The sequence below is a fragment of the Serratia marcescens genome, from assembly GCF_006715005.1.
Taxonomy (GTDB): domain Bacteria; phylum Pseudomonadota; class Gammaproteobacteria; order Enterobacterales; family Enterobacteriaceae; genus Serratia; species Serratia montpellierensis.
This window is the reverse complement of the sequence record NZ_VFMJ01000001.1, coordinates 2,436,873-2,455,063: the sequence shown is the minus strand read 5'-3', so window position 1 is coordinate 2,455,063 and position 18,191 is coordinate 2,436,873. Positions and strand designations below refer to the sequence as shown.

21 protein-coding genes are annotated in these 18,191 nt (G+C 59.5%); 13 read left to right on the top strand and 8 right to left on the bottom strand.

Annotation, left to right across the window (positions count from 1 at the left end):
* The first annotated feature begins 311 nt into the window (after positions 1-311).
* The 6 genes from FHU12_RS11820 (at position 312) to FHU12_RS11795 (ending at position 7,208) form a co-directional block, all read left to right on the top strand.
* Positions 312-1,778 carry a peptide MFS transporter gene (locus FHU12_RS11820; RefSeq protein WP_049202801.1) on the top strand — a complete coding sequence of 489 codons (1,467 nt, stop codon included), beginning with the start codon at positions 312-314 and terminating at the stop codon, positions 1,776-1,778.
* 126 nt (positions 1,779-1,904) lie between these two features.
* A complete protein-coding gene (ghrA, locus tag FHU12_RS11815; RefSeq protein WP_060419491.1) occupies positions 1,905-2,846 on the top strand; it encodes a glyoxylate/hydroxypyruvate reductase GhrA in 942 nt (313 codons plus the stop codon).
* Positions 2,847-2,936: 90 nt separating this feature from the next.
* Complete coding sequence (locus tag FHU12_RS11810) at positions 2,937-3,674, top strand: phosphatase (protein ID WP_004928821.1); 738 nt, start codon at positions 2,937-2,939, stop codon at positions 3,672-3,674.
* A gap of 42 nt (positions 3,675-3,716) precedes the next feature.
* Entirely contained in the window at positions 3,717-4,295 is a 579-nt protein-coding gene (locus FHU12_RS11805) for a TorD/DmsD family molecular chaperone (RefSeq protein WP_015377474.1), read from the top strand.
* A gap of 157 nt (positions 4,296-4,452) precedes the next feature.
* Positions 4,453-5,106, top strand: coding sequence for a tellurite resistance TerB family protein (locus FHU12_RS11800; protein WP_025302440.1), 654 nt, complete (start codon positions 4,453-4,455; stop codon positions 5,104-5,106).
* A 68-nt stretch (positions 5,107-5,174) separates the two neighbouring features.
* Positions 5,175-7,208, top strand: a complete 2,034-nt coding sequence (locus FHU12_RS11795) for a S9 family peptidase (RefSeq protein ID WP_141969500.1) — start codon at positions 5,175-5,177, stop codon at positions 7,206-7,208.
* Between the two features lie 37 nt (positions 7,209-7,245).
* On the opposite strand, the gene exoX is transcribed toward FHU12_RS11795, so the two are convergent.
* Together exoX and FHU12_RS11785 are read right to left on the bottom strand one after the other, a co-directional pair.
* A complete protein-coding gene (gene exoX, locus FHU12_RS11790; protein ID WP_004928833.1) occupies positions 7,246-7,914 on the bottom strand; it encodes an exodeoxyribonuclease X in 669 nt (222 codons plus the stop codon).
* A gap of 26 nt (positions 7,915-7,940) precedes the next feature.
* Positions 7,941-8,687: a carbon-nitrogen hydrolase family protein gene (locus FHU12_RS11785; protein ID WP_141969498.1), complete on the bottom strand. Its 747-nt coding sequence runs from the start codon at positions 8,685-8,687 to the stop codon at positions 7,941-7,943.
* A 369-nt stretch (positions 8,688-9,056) separates the two neighbouring features.
* Here FHU12_RS11785 and dksA point away from each other — a divergent pair, with 369 nt between their 5' ends.
* Positions 9,057-9,482, top strand: a complete 426-nt coding sequence (dksA, locus tag FHU12_RS11780) for an RNA polymerase-binding protein DksA (RefSeq protein WP_025302444.1) — start codon at positions 9,057-9,059, stop codon at positions 9,480-9,482.
* Between the two features lie 4 nt (positions 9,483-9,486).
* On the opposite strand, the gene FHU12_RS11775 is transcribed toward dksA, so the two are convergent.
* Positions 9,487-10,383 (bottom strand): LysR family transcriptional regulator, encoded by an 897-nt coding sequence (locus tag FHU12_RS11775; RefSeq protein ID WP_141969496.1) that lies wholly within the window; start codon positions 10,381-10,383, stop codon positions 9,487-9,489.
* Positions 10,384-10,531: 148 nt separating this feature from the next.
* Here FHU12_RS11775 and FHU12_RS11770 point away from each other — a divergent pair, with 148 nt between their 5' ends.
* Positions 10,532-10,927: a RidA family protein gene (locus FHU12_RS11770; RefSeq protein WP_025302446.1), complete on the top strand. Its 396-nt coding sequence runs from the start codon at positions 10,532-10,534 to the stop codon at positions 10,925-10,927.
* Positions 10,928-11,083: 156 nt separating this feature from the next.
* Complete coding sequence (pip, locus tag FHU12_RS11765) at positions 11,084-12,037, top strand: prolyl aminopeptidase (protein ID WP_141969494.1); 954 nt, start codon at positions 11,084-11,086, stop codon at positions 12,035-12,037.
* 31 nt (positions 12,038-12,068) lie between these two features.
* Here pip and FHU12_RS11760 read toward each other — a convergent pair whose 3' ends face one another.
* On the bottom strand, positions 12,069-12,299 hold the full coding sequence (locus FHU12_RS11760; RefSeq protein WP_063989545.1) for a DNA polymerase III subunit theta: 231 nt from the start codon (positions 12,297-12,299) through the stop codon (positions 12,069-12,071).
* Between the two features lie 340 nt (positions 12,300-12,639).
* Here FHU12_RS11760 and ftnA point away from each other — a divergent pair, with 340 nt between their 5' ends.
* The 4 genes from ftnA to FHU12_RS11740 all read left to right on the top strand — a co-directional run bounded on the left by ftnA (position 12,640) and on the right by FHU12_RS11740 (position 15,162).
* The gene (gene ftnA, locus FHU12_RS11755) at positions 12,640-13,158 is read left to right on the top strand and encodes a non-heme ferritin (RefSeq protein WP_025302449.1); all 519 of its coding nucleotides are present in this window, start codon (positions 12,640-12,642) and stop codon (positions 13,156-13,158) included.
* Between the two features lie 325 nt (positions 13,159-13,483).
* Positions 13,484-13,867: a CopC domain-containing protein YobA gene (gene yobA, locus FHU12_RS11750; protein WP_025302450.1), complete on the top strand. Its 384-nt coding sequence runs from the start codon at positions 13,484-13,486 to the stop codon at positions 13,865-13,867.
* A gap of 2 nt (positions 13,868-13,869) precedes the next feature.
* The gene (copD, locus tag FHU12_RS11745; RefSeq protein ID WP_141969492.1) at positions 13,870-14,751 is read left to right on the top strand and encodes a copper homeostasis membrane protein CopD; all 882 of its coding nucleotides are present in this window, start codon (positions 13,870-13,872) and stop codon (positions 14,749-14,751) included.
* Positions 14,752-14,820: 69 nt separating this feature from the next.
* Positions 14,821-15,162: a YebY family protein gene (locus FHU12_RS11740; RefSeq protein ID WP_025302452.1), complete on the top strand. Its 342-nt coding sequence runs from the start codon at positions 14,821-14,823 to the stop codon at positions 15,160-15,162.
* Between the two features lie 316 nt (positions 15,163-15,478).
* Here FHU12_RS11740 and FHU12_RS11735 read toward each other — a convergent pair whose 3' ends face one another.
* The 4 genes from FHU12_RS11735 to recT form a co-directional block, all read right to left on the bottom strand.
* Positions 15,479-16,561 (bottom strand): tyrosine-type recombinase/integrase, encoded by a 1,083-nt coding sequence (locus FHU12_RS11735; protein ID WP_141969490.1) that lies wholly within the window; start codon positions 16,559-16,561, stop codon positions 15,479-15,481.
* Positions 16,536-16,811 carry an excisionase gene (locus tag FHU12_RS11730; protein WP_038875837.1) on the bottom strand — a complete coding sequence of 92 codons (276 nt, stop codon included), beginning with the start codon at positions 16,809-16,811 and terminating at the stop codon, positions 16,536-16,538. The genes FHU12_RS11735 and FHU12_RS11730 overlap by 26 nt, the downstream gene beginning before the upstream one ends.
* 71 nt (positions 16,812-16,882) lie before the next feature.
* Positions 16,883-17,068: a hypothetical protein gene (locus FHU12_RS11725; RefSeq protein ID WP_085337747.1), complete on the bottom strand. Its 186-nt coding sequence runs from the start codon at positions 17,066-17,068 to the stop codon at positions 16,883-16,885.
* The gene (recT, locus tag FHU12_RS11720) at positions 17,062-18,180 is read right to left on the bottom strand and encodes a phage-derived integrase/recombinase RecT (protein ID WP_141969488.1); all 1,119 of its coding nucleotides are present in this window, start codon (positions 18,178-18,180) and stop codon (positions 17,062-17,064) included. The genes FHU12_RS11725 and recT overlap by 7 nt, the downstream gene beginning before the upstream one ends.
* Positions 18,181-18,191: the final 11 nt, after the last annotated feature.

Genomic DNA, 18,191 nt, shown 5'->3' with positions numbered 1-18,191 from the left:
TTCCCACTCGTGGCCACGCGTTGGCAGGGAAGACCGCAGTCGGAATCGGTGAAAGACGATTGTTTGACCTTTTTCTGTACAGATAGCTCAATATGTCGACAATGAGATTGGGTTGTTTGCTGTTATATGCATTAATACTGGATTATTAGTCAGATGTGTCGCTAAATGGAATCATGTCGGCGCGGCGTTTTTGGCAAGGAACATCACAACGCCGCGCAGATTGCCGGGTGACAGGCCGGCGATATCGCAGACAGGGACAGACTCATTACATAATAATGCAGTAGAGGTTCGTTTTGACTCCTTCAGATGCCATGCCGGCGCCGCAAGCGCGCCATGCCATTCCCCCCGGTGCGGGGGCGCTGTTCTTCATCCAGATCTTCGCCACGCTGGGCTTCGCCGTGCTTTACTCCACGCTGGTGCTGTACGCCACCAAGCGATTGGGCTTCAACGAAAGCAGCGCCAACGCCATGATGGGCGTGTTCGGCGCCTTCAACTATGGCCTGCACATGTTCGGCGGCTATCTCGGCGGCCGTTTCCTCAGCAACCGCAACCTGTTCGTGCTCGGCATGGTGCTGCAGGTGATCGGCTGCGCGTTGATTGCCGTCGCGGGCGTGTGGGGATTGTACTGGGGGCTGGCGATGTTCCTGACCGGCAGCGGCCTCAACGTCACCTGCATCAATATGATGCTCACCCAGCGTTTCAAGCCGGACGATGATCGGCGCGAATCGGCGTTCCTGTGGAACTACGCCGGTATGAACCTCGGGTTCTTCGTCGGCTTTACCGTCGCCGGTTATTTCCAACTGACGGAAAACTACCGTGCGCTGTTCCTGTTCGCCACGCTGGGCAACGCGGCGGCGATCATCGTCGCCGTCTGCCGCTGGCGCATTCTGGCGGATCTCAATACCCCGCTGCACGACGCCAGCCGCAGCCAATACCGCTGGCGCATGCTGGTCGGGTTGGCGGTGCTGGTGGCGCTGGTGCCGATTATCCGCGTGATGCTGACCCATGCCGAGTTCAGCGGCCACTTCGTGATCGTGCTCGGCGCGCTGATCTTCCTGATGCTGTGCGTGGTGACGCTGCGCCACCACCCGCGCGATGAGCGCCGCAGAATGGCGGCCTATCTGATCCTGGCGCTGGGCTCGCTGGTGTTTTGGGCGCTGTACCAGCTGGCACCGATGGGGCTGATGCTGTTCTCCGAGCACAACATCAACCTGAACGTTTACGGCATTCAGGTGGCGCCGCAGTGGATCCAGAACATCAACACGCTGGTGATCGTGGTGGGCGGCCCGCTGCTGGCCTGGTGGTTCAACCGCCTGCGCGCTCGCGGTTGCAACATCGACATTCCGCTGCAGTTCTCCGGATCGCTGTTCTGCATCGGCTTGGGCATGCTGGTGCTGCCGCTGGGTATCAGCATGGCGGGCGGCGACGGGCTGGTGGCATTCAAATGGATCGTTATCAGCTATGTGCTGCAAAGCGTCGGTGAATTGATGATCTCGCCGATCGGCTACGCCATGATCGGCAAGCTGGCGCCGCCGCGCTATCAGGGCGTGATGATGGGCTGCTGGATGATGGTGACCGGCGTCGCCTCGGTGCTGGCGGGCTACGTCTCCGGCCTGATGCCGGAAAACAGCGGCAGCACGCCGCTGCAAACCAACCCCGGCTACAGCGAAATCTTCAGCGCGCTGGGCTGGGGGGCGACGGGCGTTGGCGTGGCGATGCTGATTTTAATTCCGCTGCTGCGGCGCCTTATCCGGCGCGACGGCCCGTCCGCCGCCTGATTCGCTAACATGCACAACAGCCCCACTGGTCGGGGCTGTTTTTATTTTGGGCTTTAACGCTTGCATCCGGCGGCGAATCGCGGAAGGCTGGAGGAAAACCAATAAAAACAAACGGGAGCCCGCAGTATGAACATCATTTATTACCACCCCTTGTTTAACGCCCAGGAATGGCTGGCCGGCATCAAGCAACGCCTGCCGCAGGCCGAGATCCGCGAGTGGCAGCGTGGCGACGAGCGGCCAGCCGATTACGCGCTGGTGTGGCGCCCGCCGCACGAAATGCTGGCCAACCGCCGCGATCTGAAAGCGGTGTTCGCCCTCGGCGCCGGCGTTGACGCGATCCTCGATCAGGAGCGAAAGCACCCCGGCACGCTGCCCGCCGGTGTACCGCTGCTGCGGCTGGAGGATACCGGCATGGCGCAGCAGATGCAGGAATATGCGCTGAGCTATGTGCTGCGCTATTTCCGTCGTTTCGACGAGTATCAGGCGCTGCAGCAGCGGCAGGAGTGGCAGCCGCTCGATCCGCACTCGCTGGATGATTTTACCATCGGCATCCTCGGCGCCGGCGTGCTGGGGCAGAGCGTGGCGCGCAAGCTGACCGAGTTTGGCTTTAGCGTGCGCTGCTGGAGCCGCAGCGCCAAACAGATCGATGGCGTGCAAAGCTTCGCCGGGGAGGCGCAGCGCGCGGCCTTCCTCGACGGCGTCAAATTGGTGATCAACCTGCTGCCCAATACGCCGGAGACCGTCGGCATCCTCAACCGCGAGCTGTTCGCGCAGTTGAGCACGGGCGCCTATCTCATCAACATCGCGCGCGGCGCGCATCTGGTGGAGGCCGATCTGCTGGCAGCGCTGGAGCAGGGGCAACTGGCCGCCGCCACGCTGGACGTGTTCGCCCGCGAGCCGCTGCCGCAGGATCACCCGTTCTGGCGTCATCCGCGTGTCACCATTACCCCGCATATTGCTGCCATCACGTTGCCGCAGCAGGCGATGGATCAGATCGCCGCCAACATTCGCGCGCTGGAGGCGGGGCATGCCCCGGCCGGCGTGGTCGACAGGCAGCGGGGGTACTGATCCTTCAGCCGCCGTTCGGTAACTGATAAGCTGTTATCGTCATCGCGCCTGCCCGTACCTTTGCGGGCGGGCCCTCTGGAAGGAGAAACAATGTACCCCGTTGATTTGCATATGCACACCGTCGCCAGCACCCACGCCTACAGCACGCTGCACGATTACATCGCCGAAGCCCAGCAGAAGGGCATCAAGCTGTTCGCCATCACCGATCACGGCCCGGACATGGCCGATGCGCCGCATTACTGGCACTTTATGAACATGCACGTGTGGCCGCGCCGGGTGAACGGCGTGGGCATCTTGCGCGGCATCGAAGCCAACATCAAAAACCTGCAGGGCGACATCGACTGCACCGGCCCGATGTTGACCGCCACCGACGTGATCATCGCCGGTTTCCATGAGCCGGTGTTTGCGCCGCAGGATAAAGCGTCCAATACTGAAGCGATGATCGCCGCAATGGCGCAGGGGGACGTGCATATCATCAGCCACCCCGGCAACCCGCGCTACCCGATCGACATTCCCGCCGTCGCGGCGGCGGCGGCCAAATACGAGGTGGCGCTGGAGCTGAATAACTCGTCGTTCACCCATTCCCGCAAGGGCAGCGAGGCCAACTGCCGGGCGATCGCCGCCGCGGTGCGCGATGCCGGCGGCTGGCTGGCGCTGGGCTCGGATTCGCACGTCGCCTTTTCGCTGGGTAACTTTGAGCACTGCGAGCGCATTATCGAAGAGGTGGGCTTCCCGCAGGAGCGCATTCTCAACGTTAGCCCGCGTCGGTTGCTGGACTTTCTCGAGCGGCGCGGCAAGCCGGCGATTGCGGAATTGGCCGATTTGTGACATCGTCCCGGCAAATTTTTCCGTATTGTATAAGGCATTATCATGAATGAGTTTTCCATTGTCTGCCGCGTGCTGGGTACGCTGTTCTACCGTCAGCCGCAGGATCCGCTGCTGGTGCCGCTGTTCGCGCTGATCAAAGAGGGCAAGCTGCAGCAGCACTGGCCGCTGGAGCAGGATGACCTGCTGAAGCGCCTGCAGCAGGGCTGCGACGTCAACCAGCTGGCGACCGACTTCAACGCGATGTTCGTCGGCAGCGAATGCAGCGTGTCGCCGTTCCGCTCCGACTACGTCGAAGGCGCCAGCGAGGCGGAAGTGCGCACTTTCCTGCAGCAGCGCGGCATGCCGCTGGCGGAGGCGCCGGCTGACCATTTCGGCCAGCTGCTGCTGGCGGCGTCCTGGCTGGAAGATCAGTCGCAGGAAGATGAAGCGCAGGCGCAGATCGCCCTGTTCGACGAGTTCCTGCTGCCGTGGTGCGGCCGCTTCCTCGGCAAAGTGGAAGCGCACGCCACCACCGGTTTCTACCGCACGCTGGCGCTGATGACCCGCGACGCCATCCAGGCGATGCGCGACGAGCTGGCGGAGTACGAGCAGGACGACGAAGCGGGCGACGAAGACGCGTAACGCCGCAGCCATCCCGGCGGGCCGCCCGGCCCGCCGATCCGCTAAACACAGGTTTGCATCCCCCAGACGTAAATTGACAAAAGATCCCCTAATCTGGCGGTTTACCGTCGGTTCGGCCGCGCCTACGCGCCGCGTTTTTTCACGCAAGGGGTAGATGATGAAAAGTAACTGGATGCAGCAGATTCAAACGTTGATCGGGCAGAAGGCCGGCGCGATGGGCGGGGCGGAAGGCATTGGCAAGCTGCTGGCGCCCACGGCGCTGGGCGGCCTGGTCGGCGTGCTGTTGGCCAACAAGTCCTCGCGCAAGCTGGTGGGCAAGTTTGGCAAGAATGCGCTGATTATCGGCGGCAGTGCGGCGGTGGGCGCAGTGCTGTGGAACAAGTACAAACAGCGGGTGAAAGAGACCCATCAGGACGAACCGCAGTTCGGTTTGCAAACCACGCCGGTGGATCTGCGCGCCAAACGCCTGGTGCAGGCGCTGGTGTTTGCCGCCAAGAGCGACGGCCATATCGATGCCGACGAGCAGCGCGCCATCGATCACAGCCTGGCGCAGTTGCAGGTGGGGGAAGAGGCGCAGGGTTGGGTACAGGAAGCGCTCGATCAGCCGCTCAACCCGGAATTGATCGCCCGCAGCGTGCAAAACGAAGACGAGGCGCTGGAGGTTTACTATCTGAGTTGTCTGGTGATCGACGTCGATCACTTTATGGAGCGCGGCTACCTCGATGCGTTGGCGCAGGCGCTGAAGATCCCGGCGGACGTCAAGCAGGGCATCGAGAGCGACGTCAACGAGAAAAAGCGCGAGCTGGCGTAGCGCCGCTTGGCAAGCCGGGGGGAATCGTGTCACTCTTGCCGCAATCTATGTAAGCGGATGATTTAGCAATGATGACCCCACCGAAAGCGGAAAAACGTCCTTATCCCATCACTATCCACGGCGATACGCGCGTGGATGACTATTACTGGCTGCGCGACGACGAGCGCGCAGACCGCCAGGTGCTGGACTACCTGCAGGCGGAGAACGCCTACACCGATGCGATGCTGAAGCCGCAGCAGGCGCTGCGCGAAACCCTGTACGAAGAGATGGTGGCGCGCATTCCGCAGCAGGAACATTCGGTGCCTTACGTGCGCCATGGCTATCGCTATCAGACGCGCTACGAGCCGGGCAACGAATACGCGATTTCCGTGCGCCAGCCGCAGGCCGAAAGCGAGCACTGGGAGGTGCTTATCGACGGCAACCAGCGCGCCGAGAACCACGAGTTTTATACCCTGGGCGGGCTGGACGTCAGCCCCGACAACCAGCGGCTGGGGGTAGCGGAGGATTTCCTATCGCGCCGCCAGTATGACATTCGCTTCAAGAACCTGGCCGACGGCAGCTGGGCGGACGAAGTGCTGGAGAACACCTCCGGCAGCTTCGAGTGGGCCAACGACTCCTCGACGGTCTACTACGTGCGCAAGCACGCCAAGACGCTGTTGCCGTATCAGGTCTATCGCCACGTGGTGGGCAGCGATCCGCAGCAGGACGAGCTGATTTACGAAGAGCGGGACGATACCTTCTACGTCGGGCTGGAGAAGACCACCTCCGAGCGCTTTATCCTGATCCACCTGAGCAGCACCACCACCTCGGAGATCCTGCTGCTGGATGCCGATCGCGCGGACGCCAAGCCGCAGCTGTTCGTGCCGCGCCGCAAGGATCACGAGTACGCCATCGATCACTATCACCAGCATTTCTACATCCGTTCCAACAAGGACGGCAAGAACTTCGGCCTGTACCAAAGCGAACAGGCGGACGAAGCGCAGTGGCAGACGCTGATCGCCCCGCGCGCCGACGTGATGCTGGAGGGCTTCAGCCTGTTCCGCGACTGGCTGGTGGTGGAGGAGCGCAGCGCCGGCCTGACGCTGCTGCGCCAGATCCACTGGCAGACTGGCGAAGAGAAGCGCATCGTCTTCGACGATCCGACGTACACCACCTGGCTGGCGTATAACCCGGATCCGGAGACCGCGCTGCTGCGCTACGGCTATTCGTCGATGACCACCCCGACCACGCTGTACGAGCTGAACATGGACAGCGGCGAGCGGACGATGCTCAAACAGCAGGAAGTGAAGAACTTCACGCCGGAAAACTACCGCAGCGAGCGGGTGTGGGTGAAGGCGCGCGACGGCGTCGAAGTGCCGGTCTCGCTGGTGTATCGCCAGGACAGCTTCCAGCGCGGCGCCAACCCGCTAATGGTCTACGGCTACGGCTCTTACGGCAGCAGCATGGATCCGGCGTTCAGCGCCAGCCGCCTGAGTCTGCTCGATCGCGGTGTCGTGTTCGCGCTGGCGCACATTCGCGGCGGCGGTGAGCTGGGGCAGCTGTGGTATGAAGACGGCAAGCTGTTCAACAAGCAGAACACCTTCAACGACTTTATCGACGTGACCGAAACGCTGGTCGCCCAGGGCTACGGCGACGGCAAGCGGGTGTTCGCCATGGGCGGCAGCGCCGGCGGCCTGCTGATGGGCGCGGTGATCAACCAGGCGCCGCAGCTGTTCCACGGCGTGGTGGCGCAGGTGCCGTTCGTCGACGTGGTGACCACCATGCTGGACGAGTCTATCCCGCTGACCACCGGCGAATACGACGAATGGGGCAACCCGAACGAGCAGGCCTATTACGACTACATCAAGCAGTACAGCCCGTACGATCAGGTGAAAGCGCAGGCATACCCGCATCTGCTGGTGACCACTGGCCTGCACGATTCGCAGGTGCAGTATTGGGAGCCGGCCAAGTGGGTGGCCAAGCTGCGCGAGCTGAAAACCGACGATCGGCAGCTGCTGCTGTATACCGACATGGATGCCGGCCACGGCGGCAAGTCCGGGCGCTTCAAGGCCTATGAGGATATTGCGCTGGAGTACGCCTTCATTCTGGCGCTGGCGGAATAACGGCATTCGGCGGGCGGCCTCTGTGCCGCCCGCCGTGTTAGCCAATCAGATAGTATTTCAGCGTGTGCTTCATGTCCGGGCTCAGATCGTCGATGGATTTCAGCATCCAGCGCAGATAGCCGGGGTCTTCCTGGGCGATGCGATCGATCTCCTGCCCGCGATACTTGCCGAATTTGAACTTCTTCAGCAGCACCGGTTGTTCGGTGATCTGCACCATTTGCTCCGGCGTCCAGCCCGAATCCTTGATGATGCGTTGCAGCAGCGCGGCGGTGACGTAGCAGTCATACAGCGCGCGGTGCGGGTACAGCGTGGCGTCTGCCGGCAGCTGCACGTCCAGGTTCAGCGCGTAGCGCAGATACTGGTTGCCGTACTTGATGTCCGGATACAGCGTGCGCGCCAGCTTGAGGGTGCAGATCCAGGCGCCGTTCATCTCCGGCAGCACGCCGCGATCGAAAGCGGCGTTGTGCGCTACATAGTAGGGGCTGCCCTGATAGCGTCCGATCGCCACCGCAATGCGCGGTTTGCCTTCCACCATTTGTTCGGTGATGTGATGAATCGCCATTGCGTCGAGGCTGATGGGGCGATCCGGGCTGACCAGATCGCTCATCGGATTAGTTAACTGGCCGTCGAGCAGATCGAGGGAGGCCACTTCCACCACGCCGCCGTCCAGCCCGCAGGTCTCGGTATCTATTACGCGTAACGTCATGTTTTCCTCCGCGTTGTCGTCAGGCTTCAGCTTAACCGGCACAGGCGGCCGTGCCAACCGTCGGAAGTCTTGTCGGCGATGATCAGCCCCGGAGCGTCATCCGGCGCGGCAACCAGAAGCTCTCCCGTTTCATCCCAGATGGCGCTACGGCCTGCCGGGATCCAACCACCGGTTGGCGCCGCATGGTTGGCCATCAGCGTGACCATGCCATAACGCCGGGCATAGCCTGCCAGCGCGGCGCTGTCTTTCGCGTAACCGGCTTCGGATATCAGTACGCCGGCGGCATAAATGTGCGCACCCGCCTGTGCGGCGGCACTCGCGTGGCCAGGTTCCGAAGTGTCGGCGCAGATAGCCAGCGCGATGTGTTGCCGATGCAGCTCCAGCAACGGACCGCCCTCACCGGGCGAGAAGTATTGCTGTTCCGCACCGTGCAGATGCTGTTTGGAATAGACGGCCACCGTGCCGTTGGGGTGAAAGATCAAAGCGGCGATGTGCAACGCCTGGCCACTGCACAAGGGTGCGCCGACGATGATCGTCATCTGCCGCGATTGCGCCGCCGCACTGAGCGGTTGCAGACGGGGATCGTCCAGCGTCAGCGCCAGTTCGGCAGCATTGGCTAACTCATAGCCGCTCAGCGATAGTTCGGGAAACACCAACAGTTGCACCTGCTTATCTGCTGCCTGCGCGATAAATTCAAGGTGACGTTCAAGGTTGCAGGTGATATCGGCCGCAGCGGCGGGGTATTGGGCGGCGGCAAGGGTGAGGCAGGACATCGGCCATCTCTCCTGTGAGGCAATAAAAAACCCGCCTTGGCGGGTTTAATGACGGATGGAAGGACGCTTACTCACCAGACGGATGCGCTTTTTTGGCGCGTTTCTCCGCACGTTTCTCGGCTGGGGTTTTCAACGGCTTCTTCTTCGCATTCTTTTTGCTATCCATTCCCTTACTCATGATGGCCTCTCGTTACCTATGATTGGGTGGCTTGCTCAGCCATTAACCGCCTAAAGCCAAGAGGATGCAAGCGACAAAGTGCGAGCTGTTTTTAACCTGCTGTTTAAATTTGTAATTTTGTTTTTAGGTGACCGGGTGCTAAAAATAAATATTATGTTATAATATTACACCTTTGGTGTTGGGAGAGCGCAATGACAGTCATGACGTTACCGGATGCGCAGCAACTGCTGGCCATGCCGGATTCTGATTATATGAACTCGGTTCAACGGGCGTTTTTCCGCCAGCTGCTGCAGGACGAGCGGCAAAAACTGCTGCTGCACATCGATGAGCTGAAAAAAGAGATCGACAGCGGCGAAGCGACGGGCGATGAAGCCGACAAGGCGGCGCGCGAAGAGGATCTGCGCCTGCTGTTCCGCCAGTTGGATCGCGAAAGCCGCCTGCTGCCGAAAATCGATGCGGCGCTTGCGCGATTGCAGAACGGCGAGTACGGCTACTGCCGGGAAACCGGCGAACCTATCGGGCTGGCGCGTCTGCTGCTGCGCCCGACGGCGGAGCTGAGCATCGAGGCGAAAACCGCACAGGAGATGCGCGAGCCGCATATGCGTAAAGGCGGGTAAGGTTTCAGCCGTCGAGCGTATCCACCAAGAGATCGAGAAAGCGCCTGACGCGGGGTTCCAGCAGGCGCTTATTCGGATAGAGCGCCACAATCCTGACTTCTTCACCCTCCACGGCGCGCAGCACCTGCTGCAGACGACCGGCGGCCAAATCCTCCGCAATCATAAACTCCGGCAGATACGCGATGCCCAACCCGGCCAAGGCCGCATCGTGCAGCGCTTCTCCGCTGTCCAGCCGCAGGCGGCCGCGAACTGGGGCCTTGACCCATTCGCCGCGCTCGTCACGCAGCCGCCAGGGCTGTTTTTGGTTGCGGCTGCTGAACAGCAGAGCCTCGTGCCCGGCGAGCGACTCGACGGTATGCGGTTCGCCACGGGCGGCGAGGTAGGCGGGGGAGGCGCACAGCAGGGCGCGATACCTGGCGAGGGTTCTGGATACCAACCGGGTATCCGGCGCCGTGACGCCGATCCGTACTGCCAAATCAAATCCTTCTTCCACGACATCCGCCAGGCGATCGGAAAAACTGATCTCCACCTGCACCTCAGGCCAGGCGACGAGAAATTTCGGCACCAGCGGTAACAGGATCCGTCTGCCGAAGGCGGAAGGGGCGGTCAACCGCAGCACTCCGCGTGCGGTGCCCTTGTCGCCGGCCACGCTGGCCTCGGCATCGTCGACCGAAGCGAGGATCTGCAGGCCACGTCGATAAAACTCTCGTCCCTCGTCGGTCAGGCCAAGCGAACGCGTGGTGCGATGCAACAGCCGCACGCTCAGCCGCTGCTCCAGACGCGCGATGGCCTTGCCCGCCGCCGAACGCGATAGCCCCATCGTCTGTCCGCCGGCGACAAAACTGCCGGCGTCGACGACGGCCATGAAAACCTGAATGTCATTGAGATTCGCCCGTAGCATGCTGCCCTCTGAGAACCGGTGAAAAGACAATAAATTCAACATATTCAATATATTAAATGCATCATCAACGTCGTTTCAGTGACGACATCCATTCGCCAATCAAACGATTATAGTCGTCATGGAAACGATAAACGGTTGGAGAAACAGCATGAAAAATGGCATCACGCACTACCACCACGGGGTCATTTGGGAAGAGGAGAATGGCGTGTCCCAAGGCTATCGCGTCAAGGATACCCTCTACATCTCGGGGCAGTTTTCCCATGATATGCAGGGGGAGTTTATCGGCGCGGGCGATATCGAACGGCAAACCCAACAGACGTTGGACAATCTGGATCGGGTATTGGCGGGATTCGGTGCCGAACGTTCGAACCTAGCGTATGTGGAGATCTACCTGACCGATGTACTGGCGCACTTTGAACCGTGCGTTGCGTTGTTCAAGCGCTATGTCGGCGATCACCGGCCCGCCGGTTCGCTGATCGGCGTCACCGGGCTGGCTTCGCCCGAGCAATTGGTGGAGATCAGTGCGATCGCGCACCTTAACTGATCGGGCCTGTGGGCATTTTGCAGGCAGGTCGATGTGATTTTGAGCAAACGCGCGCTGAGTTCTCGGCGCGCGTTCGAGTTTTCGGGTTTTACCGTTGACCTGCCGGGCGGCTTCCGCTTTGATGAAAGCATGACTCACAGAGAGACGGAAAGCGCCATGGAACAATTACGAGGTTTGTACCCGCCGTTAGCGGCATACGACAGCGGTTGGCTGGACACTGGGGATGGCCACCGGATCTACTGGGAGCTGAGCGGTAACCCGAACGGTAAACCGGCGGTCTTCATTCACGGTGGGCCGGGCGGCGGCATCTCCCCACATCATCGCCAGCTGTTCGATCCCGAACGCTACAAGGTGCTGCTGTTCGATCAGCGCGGCTGTGGCCGTTCCCGCCCGCACGCCAGCCTGGACAATAACACCACCTGGCATTTGGTGGCCGATATCGAGCGGCTGCGCGACATGGCCGGCGTCGACCAGTGGCTGGTGTTCGGCGGTTCCTGGGGATCGACGCTGGCGCTCGCCTATGCGCAGACTCACCCGGAACGCGTCAGTGAAATGGTGCTGCGCGGCATCTTCACCCTGCGCAAACAGGAACTGCATTGGTATTACCAGGACGGCGCTTCGCGCTTCTTCCCGGACAAATGGGAGCGGGTGCTGTCCATTCTGTCGGATGACGAGCGTAAAGACGTGATCGCCGCCTACCGTCAGCGGCTGACCTCGGCCGATCCGCAGGTGCAGCTTGAAGCGGCCAAGCTGTGGAGCGTGTGGGAAGGGGAGACGGTCACGCTGTTGCCGAGCCGCGAATCCGCTTCGTTCGGCGAGGATGATTTCGCGCTGGCGTTCGCCCGCATTGAAAACCACTATTTCACCCATCTGGGTTTCCTGGAGAGCGACGACCAGCTGCTGCGCAACGTGCCGCTGATCCGCCATATTCCGGCGGTGATCGTCCACGGCCGCTATGACATGGCCTGCCAGGTGCAGAACGCCTGGGATCTGGCCAAGGCCTGGCCGGAAGCGGAGCTGCATATCGTGGAAGGGGCGGGGCATTCGTATGATGAGCCGGGCATTTTGCACCAGCTGATGCTCGCCACCGACCGGTTCGCCGGCAAGTGACGTAAAAAACCCGCCGTAATGGCGGGTTTTGTTATTTGACCTTCGGCTCGTACGGCAGGCGCGAAAACCTGTGGGATTCCGCGCGGTAGTGCGCCACGCGCTCGCGAAAATAGTCGCGCAGCGGCTCCGGCTGCTCGCGCTCCACCACTTCCGGGATCACCGGCATGTTGTAGCGCTCTTTGTACGCCACGCCTGAGGCGGCGAGATCCACATTCACCCTGTCCATCTCTTCTTTGGACAACTCGGCCAGATTGTAAACCACCTTATGCTCCTTACTTTGCCGCATTGAATCTGCGCAGAAGGTAATCCACCCGGCGGCGCTTGGCAAGCCCGTTGCGCCGCCGTCGCGAGCGATATTTATCCAGGAGTAATGCAATCTATTTATTCTTTTAAATAAGAATGATTCTCTTTTTGATTAAAATAAAAGATGAAAATAATTATCATGTTAATTCTCAATGCGAAGTTAATATTTTAACTTAATGATATTAAAGTGTTTTATAATAAATGTGATTTGAGTGTAAATAAGGTGTTTTTATTTTTACGGCGGCAGGGCATAATGCGCGGAAATTAAATTCATGACCTGCAAAATAAAAGGAATCATTATGCTGACGCAAGAAATGACTCAAAAGCTGAATGAGCAACTGAATCTGGAGTTCTACTCCGCCAACCTGTACCTGCAGATGAGCGCATGGTGCAGCGATAAAGGCTTTGAAGGCGCCGCCGCATTTCTTAAAGAGCACTCTCAGGAAGAGATGCAGCATATGCAACGTCTGTTCGACTACCTGAGCGACACCGGCTCTCTGCCGCTGCTGGGCAGCATCGCCGCGCCGCCGGTGGCGTTCGAATCGCTGGCGGACGTGTTCCAGCAGACCTACGAACACGAACAGCTGATCACCCGTCAGATCAACGAACTGGCGCACGCCGCCATGACCGCACACGATTACTCCACCTTCAATTTCCTGCAGTGGTACGTGGCGGAGCAGCACGAAGAAGAGAAACTGTTCAAATCCGTGCTGGATAAGCTGGCGCTGGTGGGCACCAGCGGCAAAGGCCTGTTCTTCATCGACAAAGATCTGAAGAAAATGGGCGCGATGGGCCAGGGCGGCAACGGCCAGGCTTAATCTGCACCAGAACATCGAAAAACCGCGCGCGGGCGAGCCTGACGCGCGGTTTTTTTTACCCTGCGTTTATCGCGGTTATGCGGCGATACGTGCTGCCGGATCGCAAAATGCCAGTGATGCGCTCGACTTGCCGCAGCGTGGTCGTTATGATTTACCGCGATACGCTACAGGGATGGTAGAGTCAAAACAGCGGGTTAGCCGATATAACCCGTTTTTCTGTTTACCCGTGGCGCAATCATTTGCGGTGGGTTGGGGCCGCTGATACATCGCCTTGGCTGTGGCCTTAACCCTTATGACCCTCTTTATACTGTTAAGGGATACCACTGTGATCGGTAAAATTCGTTCCTCCTGTCGCCTGCTTTCCACCGTTTTCGTCCTGTTCGTCGGCCTGTCTTCGCAGCAAGCGCTGGCGCACGCCCACCTGAAAGTGGAAACGCCGAAGGCCGACGCCAGCGTCAGCCCGGCGCCGAAGGCGCTGACCCTCAGCTTCTCCGAAGGCATCGAGCCGAACTTCAGCGGCGTGAAAATCACCGGCCCGGACAACGCCGTGGTGAAAACCGGCAAGCTGCAGCTCGATCCGAACAATAACACCCAGGTCAACGTGCCGATCGACGGCGAGCTGAGCGCGGGCAAATACAACGTCAGCTGGCATGTGGTTTCGGTCGACGGGCACAAAACCAAAGGCCAGTACAGCTTCACCGTAAACTGATCGTGAGTCTGGCGACCCTGTTCGTTCTGTGTCGCTTGGTGCACTTTGCGGCGGTGATGCTGATGTTCGGCATCAGTCTGTTCACCGCCTTATTGTCACCGCAGCGCCTCTCCCCGATCCTCTCCCGCGATGTGCGACCGCTGCTGCTTGCCGGCACCTGGATTGCCGGGCTTTCCGCCGTGGCGCTGCTGGCCATTCAGGCCGGGCAAATGGGCGACGGTTGGCAAGACGCTTGGCGGCTGGAGGTCTGGTGGGCGGTACTCGGCACCACCTTCGGCGAAGTGTGGCGTTGGCATTTGGGCCTGTCGCTGCTGGCGATCCTGAGCCTGCTGCTGCCGGAAAGGCCGCGCGCGCAGGCGTTGGCGCTGTGTTCGGCACTGCTGCTGGTGAGCCTGGCGTTTATCGGCCACGCGGCGATGCACGAAGGTACGCTGGGCGCGCTGCACCGCGCCAACCATGCGGTGCACCTGCTGGCCGCCGGCTACTGGTTCGGCAGCCTGGCGCCGCTGCTGGTTTGCCTGCGCTACCTGCAGCCGCCGCAGTGGCGCAGCGACGCCATCACCACGCTGATCCGTTTCTCGCGCTGGGGGCACCTGGCGGTGGCGGCGGTGATCGTCACCGGCATCGTCAACAGTCTGATCATTCTCGGCGGTTGGCCGCTCAACCTCGGCTCGCCTTATCAGCGCCTGCTGCTGATCAAAACCGCGCTGGTGGCGCTGATGGTGATGGTGGCGCTGGCCAATCGCTACGCTATCGTGCCGGCAATGAGCCGCGTGCCGGCGCTGGCGCAGCGCGGGGTGGTGCTAGCCTGCTGGCTCGAAGTCGGGCTGGGGATGGCGGTGCTGCTGCTGGTCAGTTTATTTGCAACCTATGCGCCGGTTTGACATTTCAGCTTGCCGCAGGCCGGCAAGCTGCGGGAAAATCGACGCGAATAGCAACCTTAAGGCCAACACATGAAATCGGTATTACTCGGCATTACGCTGCTGGCAACCGCGACCGGCGCGCTGGCGGCAGACAAACTGGTGAACATCACCAAACTGGAGTACGGCAAACAGTGGGCGTTCACCAAGGAAGAAGTGACGCTGCAGTGCCGCAGCGGCGGCGCGCTGTTCGTGCTCAACAACAGCACCTTGATGCAATACCCGCTCAACGATGCAGCGGAGCAGCAGGTGAAGAAGGGCCATCAGCGTGCGCAGCCGCTGGAGGTGCTCCTGCTGGACGACCCTGCCGAACCAGGGAAAAAAATGAGCCTGGCGCCGTTCATTGAACGCGCCGAGAAGCTGTGCGCTGACTAACCGCTTGTTTGCCAACGCCTTGCCCAACGTGCGCGGATTGATGCGCATTTGCCGCATAGTTATTTCGTCACGAAACTATCACGCGGCCGCCGGGCGGCTGGCAAAACTGGCGCGGTAGGCTACTCTTAAAGTGCACGGCTGAACAAGCCCTGCATTAAATGCCAACTTTTAGCGCACGGCTCTCTCCCAAGAGCCATTTCCCTAGACCGAATATAGGAATCGTATTCGGTCTTTTTTTAAGTTATTGTTTTTATTGGTTTATTTCAGCGAAACTCGAATTTACTCGAAATTTACTCGAATTTTGATATTCGGTCTTTTACAGCATTACGTACTCTTTCCCCCTCGTATTGAGATATTTCAACGTCATCGTTTCTGATGAATGCCCCAGCAGTTTTTGCGCAAAATCTTTCCCTCTTTCCTTCTCATACAGCCTGCCAGCTAAACTTCTGATCTCGTGAAATGTCGGCGGATTTTCCTCGAACGACAAACCTGAAGCCTTCCGCGCCGCAACAAATTTTTTCGTTAGTCCATCAGGATGCAGCGAGCCATCTGGGCTATTTTTGCGGATGCCGGCGCTGATCATAAAGTCTGTAGTGCTGACCAACCTGCAACGATCGATCACTGTCCCGAGCCGGAGGCCTACGATTTTCAGCTCCAGATCGAGGGGGAGGGAAATCATGGCGCCAGTTTTCCCTTGCTCGACAAGCAATCGGCCGTCTACGACATGGCTAAAACGCATCTGTGTCAGATCTTCGCGGCGTTGGCCAGAAACCAAAGCCAGATCCATCGCCAAGCCGAACCAGGGCGGCATTGGGTCTGCTGCGCCACGAATAGGCCCGTATTGCGTCAGTTCCAGGCGTTCGCGCTTCACCACGACTTTTGCGGCGCGGGTGGGTGTTACCGGATTGTTTACGATATGGCCTTCAACGATTGCTTCGCGGAATATATCGGACAGTACCGATCGCATAGTGGCGGCCATTGTTTTTTTGTCCTGGGCGATCCAGAACTCCAGGAACTCTGCGACGTGTCGAGTCGTGATCTTTGACAGCACCATGCCGCCCAAGCGCTCGCGGATAATGGCAAGTTGCCCGTTTCGTACCTTGTAAGTATTTTCGGCAAGCTGGCGGCGTTTGAATATTACCTCGTACCGTTCGATCCAAGAATTCAGTGTGTACTCATGGCTGCCTTTGATTTTCTCCAGTAATAGGACAGGTGAGTAGTTCTGTTCGATGTAGTGGTTAGCTTCGATCGCCTGTGCGATGGCGTCACGGCGTGCGATCTGGCCCAGAGATATCTCCCGCTTGGTGACCGGGTTGCGCCAATAGAAGGATTTACCCTTGCTGCGAAACGTTAGGTTTTTTGGCAAACGCATGTCATAACCCTCCCTTCGCCGTGTCATTGAGCACCTTCTCCATAAACGCAGCTCGAGCTGGCTCGATGCTTCGCGCTTCCTTTATTTTTCTACCCAAATTGAGATCCTTGGGATTGATGTAAATAGTCCCTGGTGTCAGCCGATATTCGCGGCCTTCTTTTTCCGCTGCCGGGTAGAAATTTCCGTTCCTGGCCCAACGCTGCAAGGTTTGCAGAGACGGTTTTTTACCTGGGTAAATCTCGTTGCACCATTCTTCTAAAGTCAGTTTTTGAGTCATTTGGTTATGCTCCTGCGCACAACCGGCCACGATCTTACTCGTGGCCCGCGTTGTGTTTTGATTTTCGAAAATCATTTCTCCGGCCGGTAAACGTCGCCGCAGTAAAGAACGGCGCGCGGGCGGCGCAATTGGATTGCCTCTTTCACCTGTTCGCATTCGGCCAGGCTTGAGTAAACCCGTTCAGATACCGGCAGCGCGTCGCACGCATCGTGGCCACACGGGCTTACCAACAGGAGGAAGCCGATAAGTGTCAGCATGCCGCCTCCTGCGCCGGCGACAGATCATCGATCGCCTGTTGATAGCGCTGAACCTCATCAGCGGTCAGGAACCGCGCGGAGCGATGCAGGAGGGCGCCCAGTTCTGCCCGTTCCTGGCTTGTGGTGCCGCCGTTCTTGCCGGCCGTATCGATCGAGGCACCCAGGCCGGCAATCGCGTTCAGGCGGTGGTGCTGCTTCACGATTTTGTTTTTCAGCTCGGTGTACAGGGTGATCCCCAGCTGCGCTTTCAGTTCTTCAACTGAGGCGCGCAGATCCGTCGCCTGTGCGGTGGTGGTGATCTTGTCGATGCTGCCGCGAATATCCTCAGCAATCTTTTCAGGATCTGAATTTTCAGTAACTGGCTCCGGCGCCTTATCAGCCGCCTCGATCAGCTGGCCGGCGCTTACGCGGGTGTCCGGCGTGACGTCTTTTTCTTTATGCCAAACCATCTCTTGCCCGCGCTCGAGCATTTCCATGATCTCGGAGTTATTCGGCAGCCGCCGGCACAGGCGGTGCATGACGGATTTTCTGGACATAGACTCGAACCAGTTAACCCACGGGCCGCCGTCGCTGTTCTTGCTCGCCGCGCGAACCTTTTCAATGTCCTGCAGGTTCATCACTTCAAATTGCAGTTCGCCGCTGCGCATCTTGGCGTAAGCGAACGCGCCGATCATCTCCCCGCGGTCGAGCAGATTGGGTTCGTAGAACACGTGTTCGCCGTCCTCATCCATCCATACCCGGAATTTATCGTTAGCGTACAGCGCGCGGGCTGCGATGATAGAAACCTCGCCTGACTGGCGGGCGCGCTTCATAACGCCATCGATCATCGGCAAATACTGCGCTCGAGGGATCCACTGACCATCGGCGTTTTTCGTCTTGTAAACGACAAGGGCCGCCTCGCGCCCATCGGGGATCAGCCCGTCTTTAGCACAAGATGACAGGGCGTTAATCACGCTCTGGCGGTCGGCGCCAAACAGATCTTTGTTGTTGGCCAGCGCCACGGCGGCGGCGCTGGTAAATTTTTCAAAGCTGACGTGGCTCGGCAAAATCTCCTTTGCCGGTGCCAGCTGTTCTGCCAAGTCTTTCTGGATCAGTGCAAGTTGGTTGCTCATTGGTATGCTCC